Below are 15,925 nucleotides of genomic sequence, written 5' to 3'. Positions count from 1 at the left end.
ACGTGTCCGGTCCCGCAGCTGAACACCAATGCGCGATAAATCGCGCCGCTACGCACAATTCTCGGAGCGACGCCTTTATTTACCCAGAACTTGATCAAGGTCCCCGATGCTCAGGCCGCCGAAATAATACATTCCGGCATTCCCATCCGTGCCGTTAAATCCAACGCCACCTTGCGGACCATCTGCGCCTGCCGTACCATTGCTTCCATTGCCCCGACAATAAGGTAATGATTCATTAGCGCCTGGCCCTCCTGCACCACCCTTACCACCAGGGCCGCCATTACCTCCGGTTCCTCCCTGACCTCCACTGAGATCTACCAGCAAAATACGTGAGACCGCAGCAGCTGAAGCGTCGTCAGTTACCAGTGTAAATGTTCCGCCATTTCCACCGTTCCCTCCGTTTCCCCCTTGTCCACCGGAACCACCACTCCCACCAACGCCACCGTTTCCGGCACCACGCTTGCAGTCAAACATACTTTGACTGGCGGGCGTACCATATCCGCCTTGTCCACCAACACCACCAAGCCCACCTTCACCACCAGAGCCGCCATTCTCGCCCACCAGGTTGACCTTTAACCCACCTGACAGTTTCTGAATAACAATTGTCAGGGAGGGGGCATGTTCACCATTCTCTCCACTGCGGCCATTGGGGCCAGAGCCTCCATCACCACCTCTGGCTGATTCGTGTGCTCCCATGTCAGTTCCCGAAAGTCCATAACCCGCAGAGGGAGGAACGATCGCTGGAATGTCAGCCCAACCTATTTCACCCAGTGATTGCTGATCTTCAGAGGTGATCTCCTCAGCAAATACAAAGATATTTTTATATTGTCTGGTTACATGGTAATCAAATATTAATTTAGCACCGGATTTAAATGTCAATTTCTTCACAGTTATGAATGGCGTTGACCAGTATTTTTCTCCATCAACAACATATTCGCCGAAGAGATTCACCTTCCCAATGCCTGAAATTGCCTCAATGACTTTTTGTGTTACTTCTTGTGAAGATAGTTCTGTACCTGTTGCCATATATTATTCTCCACGTATCTGAAGGGTGATGGAATAAATCCATGCCTAACCGAAATACGCAGGGTATTGCTGTATAAGAAAACATACAGATGCTTAAAACCCAAATCGGAAGGCTAAATAAAATATAGAACATGGCAGTAACTTGTCGTTACTATTTTTTTATTATTTCATATTGACAAATGCACATAGATGAACGCATGTGATGATTGGCATTTTTTCCAATTTTTTCATATGGATATATTCTGCGAAGAATCTTATGGCCGATATTAAAATTAATCATAAATGATGAGTTGATAATATAAACGCAACCTGGACTTCTTGAACACAATCCCCACGATTAAAAATAATTATTGCTCAACTTGAAAATGATATTTTCCCGTAGCGGCGCGATTTATCGCGCAGATTTTTTAGCCAAAAGGTCAAAAGAATGCGATAAATCGCGCCGCTACGCATGGTTTCAGTTACTTAACCGCATCAAAAATCACATACAACTTACGCATCGGCGTATCCATAACCCAGATGCCCTGCGTATTGGCTTCAAAGAAGAAGCTATCGCCCGGTTTGAAGGTCAAGGTTGCTTCGCCATCTGGCGTAAAGCTGCCGACACCTTCGAGGAAGTGCATAATCTCCGCCTGTTTCACGCCGCGACGATAACTTCCAGCGCTACAGGCAAAAATACCGCTATCAATATCTTCCTTTCCGGGAATCAGCGTCTGCAAGCCGGAAAGTTGAATGGCGGCGGTGCCGGGCAACCCCTCAACGCTACCCCAATCTTCTAACGGCTTGATCGAAGCAGGCTGCGTCAGTTTTTGCACTTTCATATTAAAAAAATCCTCATTTTCATATTGTTAGACTAAAGCCAGCGTAAGCAATGTGCTGAGAAAATGAGATGGGTTTTGGCGTATCAGAAGAAACTTTTGTGTCTAAATCGGGGGAGCATTAGCAGAAACTTTTGCCAGGCGCAGAGGAAGCAAAAAGCCATAGCCGCAGGACTATGACTTTTTGACTGTGCTTTACAGCGAAGAGATCACATCAGTACGCAGGTTGATGATGTGCTTACGAATCGAGGCGAGGCTTTTTTCCCGGTCACCTTCACGCATCGCATTCAGCAGATCAAGATGCTCCGCATGATTTTCCTGCTGCCGGTGCAGTGGGCTGTGCAGGCGAAACAGACGAACGTTAACCCGCAGTCCCTTCAGTACCTGTGCCAGCACCAGGTTGCCGCTGGCTTCGGCGATGGTGTTATGTAACTTTTCATCGAAGCGCCAGTAGAGATGTTCCTGATCGGTTTCGTTGGCGATCAGCTCCTGCAACTCTTTAATCAGGCTATCGAGGGTAGTGGCACTGATTTTGTCCAGCGCCTTACCCACCGCTTCCACCTCCAGCACCTCACGCAGCGCCATGGTATCCAGATACTCTTTGATATCGATGGTGCGTACGGTGTAGGAACGGGCGCCCCGGCGTTCCAGCAAATTTTCACCTGCCAGTCGCACCAGCGCTTCACGCATTGGCGTACGCGATACCTGTAACTCTTCCGCCAGGCGCGATTCCAGCATTTCACTGCTTCCAGGTATCTTGCGCTCAAGAATTAACTCTTTCAGCAATGCATAAACCTGTTCAGACAGACTGGCTGATTTCATATACAACGGCTTCGCAGCCATAATCGCAGCAAGAGTGTGATCCTGATAGTCAGTCATCTTCACGCAGTTTCCAGGAGTAAAATTGGATGTGAGTTTACCGGATTATCCTCTCACAAGGAAAGGCACCGCACAGGCCAGAAACGCCCCGCTGCCCGCCCGTCCCTGATATTGGCCTTCAGACCAGACTTTTTCCCCACGTAAAAGCGTAATAGCAGGCCACGCCTGCACCCGTTTGCCTTCATACGGGGTATGATCGGCATTGGTATGCAATTCGCTGTTAATAATGGTTTTATCCAGATCGGTATCCCAAATGACCAGATCGGCATCTGATCCCACCGCAATGCTGCCTTTCTGCGGATAAAGCCCGTAAAGTTTTGCCGGTGCGGTGGCGGTCAAATCGACAAAGCGCTGTGCCGAGATGCGATTTTGCAATACGCCTTCGCTCATCAACAACGGTAAACGCGTTTCCAGCCCAGCAATGCCGTTCGGCACCAGGTCGAAAGAGGCGTTGTCGCCATGCAGTTTTTTGCCGTGCGGATCATCAAAGTTAAACGGGCAATGATCGGAGGAAAAAATGGTAAAGGTGCCGTTGGCTAAGGCATTCCACACCGCATTCTGGCTATCGGTATCACGCGGCGGCGGGCTGCAAATGCATTTTGCGCCGTGGAAACTGTCATCAATCCCCAAATCTTCGGCGGTGAGAAACAGATATTGTGGGCAGGTTTCGGAGAAAATATTGATCCCCTGACCGCGCGCCCAGTAAATTTGTTCAATGGCGGCGCGGCTCGATACATGCACCAACAGGATCGGCACATCAACCAGTTCAGCCAGCGAAATCGCACGGTGCGTGGCCTCGCGCTCACCAATCGGTGAATGCGCCAGCGCATGATAACGCGGTGCGGTTTTGCCCTGCTTTTTTAGCCGTTCCGTCAGCCAGCTGATGCAATCATCATTCTCGGCGTGAATCATCGAGATCGCACCCGCCTCGCGGGCCGCTTCCAACACATTGAGGATATGATGATCGGACAATTTTAACGCGTCATACGTCATGTAGATCTTAAACGAGGTATAACCCTGCTGAACCACCTCGGGGATTTCATCAATCACCGCCTGAGTGGCATCAGTAATGATCACATGAAACGCGTAATCAATGCAGGCTTTGCCTTCGGCGCGTTGATGGTAATCCGCAATCGCCTCCTTCAGGCTCTGCCCTTTAAATTGCATGGCGAAAGGAATAAGGGTGGTGGTGCCACCACAGGCCGCCGAGCGGGTGCCGCTGATAAAATCATCCGCCCCTACCGAGCCATCGGTAGAAGGTTGATCGAGATGGCAATGGGCATCAACCCCGCCCGGCGTCACCATTCTGCCTTCAGCATCAATCACCTGCTGCGCCAGCGCTGCATCCAGTGAGGCCGCAATCACACTGATGCGACCCTTATTGATGCCAATGTCACCACGATAGCGATCGGATGCCGTCACGATGTCGGCATTTTTCACAATCAGATCAAAGGATTTCATGGCTGCGTCTCCCTGGTGTAAGCGCTGGACACTTCTTTAAAGCTCGGTTGTGGCGGTTCACTGGTGTGGGTGGCACTTTGGTAAGCTTTGGCGTAATGACGCTCGATCTTACGCTGAATAAAGTCCCACAGCGTGGTGAGCAGCAGGTAATAAGTCGCCGCCACCATAAACAGCTCCAGCACCATAAACTGTTCCTGCATCAGGATCTGCGTACGACGCAATAACTCCTCCACGGAAATCACCGAGGCAATTGAGGTAGTTTTCAATAACCCGTTAAAGCTATTGCCCAATGACGGTAAAATTAAGCGCATGGTTTGCGGGAAAATCACATAACGCGCCACATTGAGATGATTGAAGCCAAGCGCTTTGGCGGCATTAATTTGCCCTTTCGGTAACGCTTGCACGCCACCGCGAATGATCTCCGCCAGGTAGGCGGCTTCATTTAGCACCAACCCCATCACCACCGCCTCAATCACGGTGAAGCGGATGCCAATTTGCGGCAGGCCGGTGTAGATAATAATCAGCTGTACCAGTAACGGTGTGCCACGGAAAATCCAGATATAGGTCCGGGCGATCTGATTAATCCAGGACCAGGGCGAGAGTCTGGCAAAGGCAAGTAATATTCCCAGTACCAGCCCGCCAGCCATACCCGCGAGGGTTAACAGGACGGTATTCACCGCCCCCATGAAAATGAAATAGTTGGTGAGATAATGGAAGTACCCTTCCCAGCTCCAGCCCTGAATCATAATAAAATTTCCTTCGCTTAAGAGTGGGGACCCTGAACACTAAAGGTTCCGGTGATCATCTTCGCGCCATACTTGTTAAACAGCGCCGGTAAGCTGCCATCGGCATTCATCTGGTTCAGCACTTTGGCGGTAGCATCGGCCAGGTGGGCATCTTTAAAGGCAATGGCTACTGGTGTCGGTTCCAGGCCAGAAATCACCTGTTTAAACATCCCTTTATGTTGATAGTCTGCCGCCACCGCATCGATACTGATCACCGCACTCACCTGCTGTGCGCGCAATGCCTGGAATGCCACGGTAAAGTTATCAAAGGTATGGATATCCACCGGTTTGAGACCTTTGGCTTCCAGTTCTTTGCTGATCTTGCGGATGGTGGTTTCTTCAAAACCGCCAATTTCTACCCCAATGCTTTTTCCTGCCAGATCCTCGACTTTCTGGATCTTGCCGCTGTCCGACGGTGCGACCGAAACGCTGATCGCCTGGCTTTCATACGGGATCATGTACATCATTTTGGCGCGCGCCGGAGTGAAGAAAATGCCGGTGTTGATCATGTCCCAACGGCCACCCTGTAAACCCGGCACCATCGCGGAGAATTCGATACGGGTATAGTCAGGTTTCAGGCACAGGCGTTTAGCAATTTCCTCGCCCAGTTCAATACGCATCCCTTTTAATTGCCCTTCACCGTCAACGTATTGCAGCGGCGGCAGCGTCGGGTTGGTGGACATTTTTAACTCACCCGCCGTTACCAGCGTCGCACCCTGCACCGGGGTACAGGCGGCAAAACTGGTTTGCGCAAACAGGCTACCGGTCAGAAGAGACGCAGCCGCTATCAGGGTTAATTTCGCGTTCATTTACATTCTCCGAATAAGTAAAAATGGCCGGTTATCAGTGTTTAAAGCTGTTCAGCACGTTGAGTTTTTCTAATTCATGACGCAGCACTTGCTCTAAATCGCTGGCGAGCGGCAGGCGTGGGGCGCGTGGGATCCCCACCTCCAGTCCCATCATCGCCAGGCCTGCTTTGCTGGCAGCGACGTAATGTGGCCCGCCAACGGCGCGTACCACCGGTAAGATTTTGTGATACAGCGCCAGCGCTTCATTGCGGTCGAGGCGATCACATGCCGCTTCAAACATTTGCGCGCATTGCGCCGGTAACAGGTTCGAAGCCACCGCCACCCAGCCACAGGCACCCAGCCAGAAAGATTCGTAACCGAGAATCCCGGCAAACACATTCATACGATCGCCGCACAGTTCAATGATGTCGCGCACGCGGGTGACCTCAAGGGTGGATTCCTTGATATAGCTAACGGTGTCGATTTCCGATAAACGCGCCACGGTTTTCGGCAGCAGGTCGACATTGGCGGTGGCCGGGTTGTTGTAAATCATGATCGGAATCGAGATGGCTTCTCCAACCGCACGATAATGGGCAAACAACTCGTCTTCATTCGGACAGCTGTAAAACGGTGGGATAATCATTACGCCATCCGCCCCCATCGCTTCCGCTTCTTTACTTAACTCAACGCACTCCGGCGTCCATTCCGCACCGGTTCCCATCAGCACCGGGACACGCCCTCTTGCGGTGCGAATCACCGTTTCGGTGACCAGTTGTCGCTCTTCACGCGTCATGGATAAAAATTCACCGGTACTACCCAACGGGATAAGCCCATGAATTCCCTGTTCAATTTGCCAGTCGACTAATTTTTCCAGGGCTGGCACGTCAATTGCTAAACCATCCTGAGTAAAGGGGGTAATCAACACCGTATAAGTACCGCGAAACGCTGCCATATTGAGTTCCTTAAGAAAATACTTGATGCATACCGTTTGTATACCGTATACATACTGTACACACATGCGTTGCTGGATCACAAGCGTTATGGAACTCAAATCACCAAATATCACTCCGGTGGGCGAAAGCCTGACCATCTGGTTCGATGGCAAATCCGTACCGGCGCTGCCTGACGAAACCATTGCAGCTGCCCTTGCGCGGCAAAATATTGTGGCGATCCGCGAGGATGCCGCGGGCGAAAAACGTGGCTTATGGTGTGGCATGGGCGCGTGCTACGAATGCGTGGTGCAGGTGGATGGCAAAGGATCGCAGCGCAGTTGCATGACGCTGGTGCAGGACGGTATGCAGGTGCAGAGCCAGCACGCCAGTCAGCCCCCTGCTGTGCCTTTAATGCCGCTGCCGAACAACATCGTCCCCGAAACCCGCGAGTGCGATCTGCTGGTGCTGGGTGCCGGACCGGCCGGACTCTCTGCCGCACGCGTCGCCGCCAGTGCGGGCGCATCGGTACTGGTGATTGATGAACGTCCGCAAAGCGGCGGCCAGTTTTTTAAACCGCTGGCCCCTTCGCATACCTTGCACGGTAAAGCGCCGCAGCAGTGGCGTGATGGCGAGAAGTTACTGACGGCTACCCGCGCTACTGGGGTTGAGATCCTGCAACAGGCCACGGTGTGGGCCGCCTTTTCCGCACAGGAGATTGGCGTTATCTGGCGCGATCAATCGCTGCTGATTCGCCCCAAACAACTGATTATCTCCAGTGGTGCCTATGAACGTCCGGTGCCCTTTCCCGGCTGGACTTTGCCAGGGGTGATGACCACCGGCGCAGGCCAGACGCTGGCAAAAGCATATCGGGTGATCCCTGGCGAAAAGGTGGTGGTGAGTGGCAACGGGCCGCTCAATTTGCAGTTTGCCGCCGAGCTGGTTGCCAGCGAGGGTAAGGTGGTTGAGGTGCTGGAGCGTGCGGCCAAACCGGGGATCAGGATGCTGCGGCAGATCCTGACCATGACTAAAGTGGCTCCCGAGCTGTTGCTAAAAGGCCAACACTACCTTGCCATTCTGAAGAAAAACCGCGTGCCGGTCAGTTGGAGCTATGAAGTGGTCGCCGCACACGGGCAGGACCGCCTCGAACGCATCACCGTGATGCGCGTGGATGCAGCCGGGCAACGCTTTCCCGGCTCCAGTCGCGAAATCCCGTGCGATGTACTTTGTCTGGGACACGGTTTTATCCCCTCCACCGATTTAGCGCGTTCACTCGGTTGTGAACTGCAACTCGCCAGCACACCGTTCAGTACCCCGCTGATCAAAACCGACGCAGATGGCGCAACCAGCGTTCCCGGCGTTTATGTGGTGGGCGATGGCGCACGACTGGGTGGCGCGCAGATTGCCCAGGCGCGCGGCCAACTGGCCGGTTGCCGCGCCCTCAGCGCGCTGGGGAAAACGGCGAGCGGCATCGATACGCGTCTGCTGAAAAAGCAGGTGGCCCGCGCGGAGTCATTCCAGCAGGCACTCTGGCAAGTTTACCAGGCCCCTCCGGTCAGCCTGCAAGCGCAGCCCGATGACACGGTGATTTGCCGCTGCGAAAATATCACTCTCGGCAGCTTACGCAGCGCCATCCGTCAGGGGATCGACACGCCCGCCGCGCTGAAGCGTAACCTGCGCGCCGGGATGGGGTTATGCCAGGGGCGTACCTGTGCCGGGATGGTGGCGCAATTGGTCAGCGAAATGACCGGCCGCCCCCCTCATACCGCCGGATTTTATGCCCCGCGCTTCCCGGTCCGTCCGGTGCCGATCGCCGCCCTAACGTTTGAGAAACAGGAATGGGGTGGACACAAACCAGCCATCACCCCGAACCTGGCACGTCCGGTCGAAAACGCCCATTTAGCGCCGCAAAAAACCGAGGTGCTGGTGATCGGTGGTGGCGTGATGGGTAATTGTCTCGGCTATTACCTTGCCGCAGGCGGCGCGGATACCCTGGTGGTTGAGCGCGACGACATCAATTTACAGGCCTCCGGTGCCAATGCGGGCAGCCTGCATGTCCAACTGCTGTCGTTTGATTTTGGTGCCAAAGCCGAGCAAGGCGGTGGCCCGGCCGCGCAAACGCTGCCGCTCGGGCCGCTTTCGGTACGGCTGTGGCAGCAACTGGAAGCGGCGAGCGGCGAGTCGCTGGAGATCAAAATCACTGGCGGGCTGATGGTGGCCGAAACCGAGCAGGAAATGTGTTTTCTTGAGCAGAAGATTGCACTGGAACGCCGGTTTGGTATCGAGGCCACCCTGCTGGATGCCGCTGAACTGGCGCGACTTTCCCCTCACCTTTCCCCGCAGCTGATCGGCGCGGAGTTTTGCCCGATGGAGGGCAAAATCAATCCATTGCGCGCCACCTATGTCGTAAACAAACTGGCGCGCGCGCAGGGCGCACGCTTTCAGCGCGGCACCGATGTGATGGCGATTGAACGAATGTCGCACGGCGGATATCGGGTGCAAACCAGCCGGGGTGTCATTGAAGCGCAGCGCGTCATCAACGCTGCCGGTGCCTGGGCGGCCAAAGTGGGTGAAATGGTCGGTATCAACGTACCGGTGAAAGGTGCGCCACTACAAATGATCGTCACCGAACGCGCCGTGCCGTTGGTGGATCATCTGATTGCCCACGCGGGTCGTCATCTCAGCCTGAAGCAGACTGCCCACGGCAGTTTGTTAATTGGTGGCGGCTGGAGCGCGCAATTTAACCCGGCCATGCGCCTCAATCAGCCCTCACGCGAAAGTATTGAAGGCAACTTATGGGTCGCCAATCGCGTGCTACCAGCCCTGAGCGGCCTGCATATGGTGCGGAGCTGGGCTGGGATGAATATCAATATCGATGGCGCGCCAATCATCGGTGACGTCCCCGGCCTGCCCGGTTTTTACAACGCCGTCACCTCTAACGGTTACACCCTGTCGCCGGTGGTGGCCCATAGCCTGGCGCAGCTAATTTTGCGCGGCAGCAGCGACATCGATCTGTCACCTTTCCACATTTCCCGTTTCGAAAATCACAGGACCGCAGTCAATGAGTAAACAACGTGTCGCCACATGGATTGAAAACCATTTTTCTCAGCAGGTTGAGATGCTAAAGCGTCTGGTGCAGACGCCTTCGGATAACCCACCGGGCGATTGCACCCCACACGCGCTGGTCACCGCGCAGCTACTGCGCGATGTCGGGCTGGAGGTGGAAAGCTTTACCGTACCGGATGCGGTGGTACAGGCCGCTGGGATGCGTAGCGCCACTAACCTGATCGTACGCCACCGTTTCGGGCCGGGGCCGACGGTGGCACTGAATGCCCACGGCGACGTGGTGCCGCCGGGCGGTGGCTGGAGCAAAGATCCCTATGGTGCCGAGATCGAAAACGGCTGGCTGTATGGTCGTGGTGCGGCAGTGTCCAAATCGGATATCACCACTTACACCTATGCCCTGCTGGCGTTGATCCATAGCGGCGTGGCGTTAAACGGCACCATCGAGTTGCACATCACTTACGATGAAGAAACCGGCGGTGCGACCGGACCCGGCTGGTTGCTGGAACAGGGCATCAGCAAACCCGATTACGCGGTATGCGCCGCGCTAAGCTACTTTGTCGTCACTGCCCATAATGGTTGTCTGCATCTGGAAATCGCCGTGCAGGGCAAATCTGCCCATGCCGCCTTCCCGGCCAGCGGCTGTGATGCCATTGAAGCCGGTAATCGGTTAATGACCGCGTTATATCACTATCGCGACACGCTGGCAGAGAAGCATTCTGCGGTGGCGGGGATCGACTCCCCCACGCTGGTGATTGGTCTGGTTGAGGGCGGCATCAATACCAATGTGGTGTCGGATAACCTGATGATCCGCCTCGATCGCCGCATTATCCCGGAAGAAAACCCGGAAGCGGTAGAACAAGAGTTGATGGCGCTGATTCGGGATGTTGAACAGCAACTCACCGGCATCACCTGCAATGTGAAACGTATTTTGCTGGCGCGTCCGTTCACCTCATCGCCTGCCAGTATCGAACTGGCGAACATTTTCAGCCAGCAGGCCGAAGCGATCTTGCAGGAACCGATCCCGTTAGTCGGCCTGCCGCTGTATACCGATGCCCGTTTGTATAGCGCCGCAGGTATTCCCACCATTATGTACGGGGCCGGGCCACGTAGTTTCCTTGAGGCCAACGGCCATCGCGCCGATGAGCGCGTCCATCTGGATGATTTACACCGCGCCACGCAAATTGTGGCGAATAGCCTGTTAACCCTGTTGCAGGAGAAATCTGCATGATCGCCATTGATAATCTGTCGAAATATTATGGTCAGTTGCCGGTGCTGAAAAATTGCACGCTGAATATAAAGAAAGGTGAAGTGGTGGTGATTTGCGGCCCGTCCGGTTCCGGTAAATCAACCTTAATTAAATGCATCAATGCGCTGGAACCGTTTCAGCGTGGCGAAATAAATGTTGATGGCATGCTGTTAAGTGATAAAAAAACCAATCTCACCACCCTGCGCCAACAGGTGGGCATGGTGTTTCAGTCGTTCGAGTTGTTTCCACATATGACGGTAATGGATAACCTGCTGGTGCCGCAGATGCGGATTTTAAAACGCAGCCGTGCTGAAGCGTTAAATAAAGCGCAGGAGTTATTGCAGCGCGTTGGGCTGGAACGCCACGGTCACAAATACCCGGCGCAGCTCTCAGGTGGCCAGCAGCAGCGCGTGGCGATTGCCCGTGCGCTGGCGATGAATCCGAAAGTGATGCTGTTTGATGAGCCGACCTCGGCACTGGACCCAGAGATGGTCGCCGAAGTACTGGCGGTGATGGCAGAACTGGCGGCGGAAGGCATGACCATGTGTTGTGTCACTCACGAACTGGGCTTTGCGCGTAAGATTGCCGATCGCGTCATCTTTATGGACGGTGGCGAAATTATTGAAGACGCCGAAGCCGAGACCTTTTTCACCGCTCCGGCCTCGCCGCGCGCGAGGAATTTCCTCGACCAGATCATCCAACATTAATCACCACAAGGATCAGCATGAAAGCACGCCACTTGCAGGAAAACTCGATACGTTACTTTCTTGAAGTGGTGCGTTCAGGCTCGTTAAGCCTGGCGGCGCAGAAACTGAATGTCGCCGCTTCGGCTATCAGTCGCCAGATCAGTGGGCTGGAAGACCGGCTGGGGGAAACCCTGTTTGAACGTCGTAAGGAAGGGATGATCCCCACCGCTGCCGGTGAATTGCTGGCGGCGTGGGCGATCCGCACGCAACTGGAAAGTGAGAAAGTGCTGCATGAACTGGCGGAACTCAATGGGTTACGTAAAGGCGAAGTGCGTATCGACAGCTCAGCCGGTTTCAGCGTCGATTTCTTGCCGATGATGATCGCCTCTTTCCGCCGTCACTATCCCGATATCCATTTTCACCTGCATGTCACCCACGCTGAAGAGGTGGTACGGCGGCTGCGCGAGGGAGAAAGCGACCTCGGGCTGACCTTCAGCCAAATCCCGGAGGAGAATATCCATGTTGCCTGGCGTTTGCAGTCACGGCTGGTGGCGGTAATGCCGCCAGATCACGTGTTAGCGAATCGCAGCGGCCTACAATTGTCGCAGCTCAGCGGTTATCCGCTGGGGTTGCCGGAACGGCCGATTATGTTGCGTCGCCTGTTCGACGCCTGCTGTAGCCGCCAGGGCATCACCATCTCCCCGGTATTTGTCACTAACTCCATCAGCGCCCTGCTGGCCTTTGTGCGTTATGAACAGGGTATGGTGGTGGCCTCTGAAATGACGGTGCGTGAATATATCCGCGCCCACAATCTGTGTGCCGTACCCCTGGTCGGCCAGGATCTGCACGGTATCAATATTGAACTGAACACCCTCGCGGGACGCAGTTTACCCAAAGCGGTGACCGCGTTTATCGATCATTTTATTCGTGAAATGGACGCCTCACCATTTATTTCCGCCGTCACATCATAACCTCCACTTATTACTGACGCCGCTAAAGGGGTTATTTCCCTATTCAGGATAACCATGACTTATCACGAGGTTATCTTTGCCTTTTTGATATCGATAGCGTGAAAAAGTTGAAATGGTGATAACCCTGAACGCATGGCAGGATGAATTTCCGTTGCGAAATTCAATTCACCGGTTATTAAGGAACAGCCATGCGGGATTCATCGTTCTACCGGCACTGGGTGGTTATTTTGCTGTATGTTGCCTGGTGTATTGCTTTTATTGATCGCGTTGTATTGAGTATGGGCGCACCGGCGCTCAGCGCTGAGATGCATCTCAGCCCGTCTGAGCTGGGTTTGGTGTTAAGCGTGTTCTATTTTGGCTTCTGGCTGATGCAACTGCCCGGTGGCTGGCTGGCCGATCGCTACGGTGCCAAGGTGGTGGTGATCATGGCAATTGGTTTCTGGTCGTTGTTCACTTTGCTGACCGGACTGGCCTGGTCGCTGGCCTCGCTGCTGATGATTCGCCTGTTGTTCGGCCTCGGCGAAGGTGCCTTTCCTTCGGCGGCGATCAAGAACGCGGCGGAAAACTATCACGCGGAACAGAAACCGAAAATCACTTCGCTGCTGGTCTCATCAAATTACATCGGCAGTATGATCGCCCCACTGTTGATTGCCCCACTGCTGCTGCATTTCCACTGGCGTCACACCTTTATGCTGATTGGGATTTTGGGATTGGTGTTTGTGCTGGTATATAGCCTGACGGTGCGTAATACCCCGGTCAGCGATAGCCAGCAACGCAGCCGCATCAACCTGAGCGACGTCAAAAGCGTGATGCAGCATCCGCTGTTGTGGAAAATCGCGGCGGTGTGGTTTGGCCTCAGTCTGATTAATAAAGGTCTCGACTCCTGGATGCCGGTGTATCTGATGACAGAACGCCATCTCGATCTCAAAGCCGTGGGCATATTGTTGCCGATCCCCTATCTGATGGCGGGCATCGCTACCGCCATTGGCGGTTGGGTGATGGTGAAATTCTTCAATGGCCGCGAAAACCTGATGTTGCTATTCAGCGCGTTATTTACCGCCATTGCCATCGGCTGCATGTACCGCGCAGAAACCCTGACCGGCGTGATTGTCGCCCAGGCCTTTACCTACTTCTTTAAATCCTTTGTGCTGGCGATTGCCGTCGCGCTGCCAACCAAAATTCTGGCACCGCGCATGGTCGGTTCGGGTATCGGGGTGATCAACTTTGGCGGCCAGGCGGCCGGATTTATCGCGCCACTGGCAATTGGCCTGATGGTACAACATTTCAGCTTCGGTTCAGCCTTCCTGTTTTTGATGGGCGCGGCGCTGTTCTCGACCCTGATGAGCCTGACTATCCGCACCGAGAAAACCCGCACCCAGGCAGTCATGCCGACTCCGTAAGGAACCTACGATGGAAACGTTATGTGATCTCCCGGCGAGCGAAGCACGTCGGTTAATTGGGGAAAAAAGCATTGCCCCGAGTGAATTGCTGGAAAGTTGCATCAGCCGTATTGAGCAGGTTAATCCTGCCATCAATGCCATGGTCGCCTGTGATTTTGCCGCCGCGCGTGCCACTGCGCAGGCGCAGGACCAGGCGGTTATGCGTGGTGAACCGCTTGGCCCGCTGCACGGTTTACCGCTTGGCGTGAAAGATATGATTGATGCAGCCGGTCTTCCCACCACCTTTGGTAGCGTGGCGAAGCGTCATAATCTCGCGCAACAGGATGAACGCCTGGTGGCGGTGCTGCGCGCCGCAGGTGCCAACGTGATCGGTAAAACCAATGTGCCGGAATGGGGCGCGGGCGGAAACTCACGCAACGCGGTGTATGGCACCACCGGCAACCCGTTCGATCCCACCCGCTCGGCAGCGGGATCGTCCGGTGGTTCAGCTGCGGCGCTGGCGTGTGGCATGGTGTCGCTGGCGACCGGTTCCGATACCGGCGGATCACTGCGTAATCCGGCGGCGTTTAATGGTGTGGTGGGGTTCCGCCCCACGGCGGGGTTGATCCCGGCGGAAAAACGCGGCTGTGCCTGGTTGCAAATCTCCACCCTTGGGCCGATGGGCCGCACAGTGGATGATGCCGCGCTGATGTTAAGCGTGATGCAGGGTGCAGACCCTCGCGATCCACTCTCCCATGTGGTGCCAGGCCGTCAGTTGCGCCAGCCGCAGGAGTTTTTCCCGCTGCCCGAGATCGATTTGTCGTCACTGCGTCTCGCCTGGAGCAGCGATTTTGGTTTCGCCCCCACCGAACAGGGCGTGGCAAACAGTTTCCGCCAGAAAATGACGCATATCGCCCCGCTGTTTGCCTGTGCCGGACAGGCGACCCCCGATTGTTACGGCGCGAATGAGGCGTTCGAAACGCTGCGTTCGCTGCTGTTTCTCACCGGTACGCGCGAGTTGTATCAGCAGAATCCCCACCTGGTGGGTGAGAATGTCCGCATGAACATTGAAGAAGGCTTGCGCTACAGCGCGCTGGACATTTCCCGTGGCCTGGATCTACAAACGCAGCTGTATCGCCGTTGGGAAGCCTTCTTCCACGACTATGATTATATGGTGTCACCGGCAGTGACCATCAGCCCACGTCCGTGGACCGAACTTTATCCGCGCGAAATCAATGGGCAGCCAACCCGCACCTACTATCACTGGCTGGCGCTGGCCTATGTCACCTCGCTGGCCGGGCTGCCCTCCCTCTCCTTACCGGTGGGCAAGGATGCTCAGGGGATGCCATTTGGTTTACAGATTATCGGTAAGCGCGGTGATGACAGTGGCGTGCTGCGTGTGGCGAAAGCGCTGGAGCAAAAATTTAGATGCGATGCGCTGCTGGCGCGGCCAGTGCCCGACATTGCCGCGCTGCGGCAGGCATCCCCCATCGCCAGCATGGCGGATTTTTATCTCCCTTTAGGTCAGTAAACGAGGATTGTATGAATTTACCTTTTTCTAAAGTACGTCTGGTCGGCGACCAGGTCTGGTTATCCGGCGTGATCGGTTTCGAAGCCGATGGCTCACTGGCGGCGGAAGTCAGTCGTCAGACCGACCGCGTCATGTCGACCATCGAGGCCACTTTGCAAGAACAAGGTTGTACCCTGGCGGATATCTTCTCCTGTACCGTTTACCTGACCGACGCGGATCTGTTCGCACCCTTTAATCTGGCCTATGCGAAATGGTTTAGCGATCCATTACCGGTGCGTACCACGGTACTGGCAGGACTCGTGTTGCAGGAAGCCCTGCTGGAAATGACGGTAGTGGCGCAGAAACCCAAGACGGAGTGAG

General features: G+C 54.8%; 14 protein-coding genes. 7 read left to right on the top strand and 7 right to left on the bottom strand.

The annotated features are described in order from the left end of the window. Positions 1-75: 75 nt before the first annotated feature. The 7 genes from AC6I8W_RS10545 to AC6I8W_RS10515 all read right to left on the bottom strand — a co-directional run bounded on the left by AC6I8W_RS10545 (position 76) and on the right by AC6I8W_RS10515 (position 6,709). A complete protein-coding gene (locus tag AC6I8W_RS10545; protein WP_497834962.1) occupies positions 76-1,026 on the bottom strand; it encodes a hypothetical protein in 951 nt (316 codons plus the stop codon). A gap of 461 nt (positions 1,027-1,487) precedes the next feature. Then, entirely contained in the window at positions 1,488-1,847 is a 360-nt protein-coding gene (locus AC6I8W_RS10540; RefSeq protein WP_497834961.1) for a cupin domain-containing protein, read from the bottom strand. A 192-nt stretch (positions 1,848-2,039) separates the two neighbouring features. Further along, positions 2,040-2,723 carry a GntR family transcriptional regulator gene (locus AC6I8W_RS10535; protein ID WP_497838164.1) on the bottom strand — a complete coding sequence of 228 codons (684 nt, stop codon included), beginning with the start codon at positions 2,721-2,723 and terminating at the stop codon, positions 2,040-2,042. Between the two features lie 45 nt (positions 2,724-2,768). Then, a complete protein-coding gene (hydA, locus tag AC6I8W_RS10530) occupies positions 2,769-4,184 on the bottom strand; it encodes a dihydropyrimidinase (protein WP_497834960.1) in 1,416 nt (471 codons plus the stop codon). After that, positions 4,181-4,930: an amino acid ABC transporter permease gene (locus AC6I8W_RS10525; RefSeq protein ID WP_480371284.1), complete on the bottom strand. Its 750-nt coding sequence runs from the start codon at positions 4,928-4,930 to the stop codon at positions 4,181-4,183. Before AC6I8W_RS10525 ends, hydA begins: the two co-directional genes overlap by 4 nt. A 17-nt stretch (positions 4,931-4,947) precedes the next feature. Beyond that, positions 4,948-5,778 (bottom strand): ABC transporter substrate-binding protein, encoded by an 831-nt coding sequence (locus tag AC6I8W_RS10520; protein WP_497834959.1) that lies wholly within the window; start codon positions 5,776-5,778, stop codon positions 4,948-4,950. A gap of 34 nt (positions 5,779-5,812) precedes the next feature. Further along, entirely contained in the window at positions 5,813-6,709 is an 897-nt protein-coding gene (locus tag AC6I8W_RS10515; RefSeq protein WP_497834958.1) for a dihydrodipicolinate synthase family protein, read from the bottom strand. Between the two features lie 88 nt (positions 6,710-6,797). Between AC6I8W_RS10515 and AC6I8W_RS10510 the strand changes: the two genes are divergently transcribed. From AC6I8W_RS10510 to AC6I8W_RS10480, 7 genes are all read left to right on the top strand, one after another. Continuing rightward, entirely contained in the window at positions 6,798-9,755 is a 2,958-nt protein-coding gene (locus tag AC6I8W_RS10510; protein ID WP_497834957.1) for an FAD-dependent oxidoreductase, read from the top strand. Beyond that, positions 9,748-10,980: a M20/M25/M40 family metallo-hydrolase gene (locus tag AC6I8W_RS10505; RefSeq protein ID WP_497834956.1), complete on the top strand. Its 1,233-nt coding sequence runs from the start codon at positions 9,748-9,750 to the stop codon at positions 10,978-10,980. The genes AC6I8W_RS10510 and AC6I8W_RS10505 overlap by 8 nt, the downstream gene beginning before the upstream one ends. Then, positions 10,977-11,705, top strand: coding sequence for an amino acid ABC transporter ATP-binding protein (locus AC6I8W_RS10500; RefSeq protein ID WP_497834955.1), 729 nt, complete (start codon positions 10,977-10,979; stop codon positions 11,703-11,705). Before AC6I8W_RS10505 ends, AC6I8W_RS10500 begins: the two co-directional genes overlap by 4 nt. 17 nt (positions 11,706-11,722) lie before the next feature. After that, on the top strand, positions 11,723-12,655 hold the full coding sequence (locus AC6I8W_RS10495) for a LysR family transcriptional regulator (protein WP_497834954.1): 933 nt from the start codon (positions 11,723-11,725) through the stop codon (positions 12,653-12,655). A 188-nt stretch (positions 12,656-12,843) separates the two neighbouring features. Further along, on the top strand, positions 12,844-14,055 hold the full coding sequence (locus tag AC6I8W_RS10490) for an MFS transporter (RefSeq protein WP_497834953.1): 1,212 nt from the start codon (positions 12,844-12,846) through the stop codon (positions 14,053-14,055). Between the two features lie 10 nt (positions 14,056-14,065). Beyond that, positions 14,066-15,565, top strand: coding sequence for an amidase (locus AC6I8W_RS10485; protein WP_497834952.1), 1,500 nt, complete (start codon positions 14,066-14,068; stop codon positions 15,563-15,565). An 11-nt stretch (positions 15,566-15,576) separates the two neighbouring features. Then, a complete protein-coding gene (locus AC6I8W_RS10480; RefSeq protein WP_497834951.1) occupies positions 15,577-15,924 on the top strand; it encodes a RidA family protein in 348 nt (115 codons plus the stop codon). The last annotated feature ends 1 nt before the right edge of the window (position 15,925 follow it).

The organism is Pantoea sp. X-Soil-TKNS-1211, from assembly GCF_059730495.1.
The sequence above is the reverse complement of the archived record's forward strand: the minus strand, read 5'-3'. Positions and strand labels throughout refer to the sequence as shown.

Excerpts from the sequence above, each read along its gene's own strand:
- AC6I8W_RS10485 (WP_497834952.1), top strand. The coding sequence starts at position 14,066 with ATGGAAACGTTATGTGATCTCCCGGCGAGCGAAGCACGTCGGTTAATT.
- AC6I8W_RS10490 (WP_497834953.1), top strand. The coding sequence starts at position 12,844 with ATGCGGGATTCATCGTTCTACCGGCACTGGGTGGTTATTTTGCTGTAT.
- AC6I8W_RS10520 (WP_497834959.1), bottom strand. The coding sequence starts at position 5,778 with ATGAACGCGAAATTAACCCTGATAGCGGCTGCGTCTCTTCTGACCGGT.
- AC6I8W_RS10480 (WP_497834951.1), top strand. The coding sequence starts at position 15,577 with ATGAATTTACCTTTTTCTAAAGTACGTCTGGTCGGCGACCAGGTCTGG.
- AC6I8W_RS10505 (WP_497834956.1), top strand. The coding sequence starts at position 9,748 with ATGAGTAAACAACGTGTCGCCACATGGATTGAAAACCATTTTTCTCAG.
- AC6I8W_RS10515 (WP_497834958.1), bottom strand. The coding sequence starts at position 6,709 with ATGGCAGCGTTTCGCGGTACTTATACGGTGTTGATTACCCCCTTTACT.
- AC6I8W_RS10545 (WP_497834962.1), bottom strand. The coding sequence starts at position 1,026 with ATGGCAACAGGTACAGAACTATCTTCACAAGAAGTAACACAAAAAGTC.
- hydA (WP_497834960.1), bottom strand. The coding sequence starts at position 4,184 with ATGAAATCCTTTGATCTGATTGTGAAAAATGCCGACATCGTGACGGCA.
- AC6I8W_RS10535 (WP_497838164.1), bottom strand. The coding sequence starts at position 2,723 with ATGACTGACTATCAGGATCACACTCTTGCTGCGATTATGGCTGCGAAG.
- AC6I8W_RS10500 (WP_497834955.1), top strand. The coding sequence starts at position 10,977 with ATGATCGCCATTGATAATCTGTCGAAATATTATGGTCAGTTGCCGGTG.
- AC6I8W_RS10540 (WP_497834961.1), bottom strand. The coding sequence starts at position 1,847 with ATGAAAGTGCAAAAACTGACGCAGCCTGCTTCGATCAAGCCGTTAGAA.
- AC6I8W_RS10525 (WP_480371284.1), bottom strand. The coding sequence starts at position 4,930 with ATGATTCAGGGCTGGAGCTGGGAAGGGTACTTCCATTATCTCACCAAC.
- AC6I8W_RS10495 (WP_497834954.1), top strand. The coding sequence starts at position 11,723 with ATGAAAGCACGCCACTTGCAGGAAAACTCGATACGTTACTTTCTTGAA.
- AC6I8W_RS10510 (WP_497834957.1), top strand. The coding sequence starts at position 6,798 with ATGGAACTCAAATCACCAAATATCACTCCGGTGGGCGAAAGCCTGACC.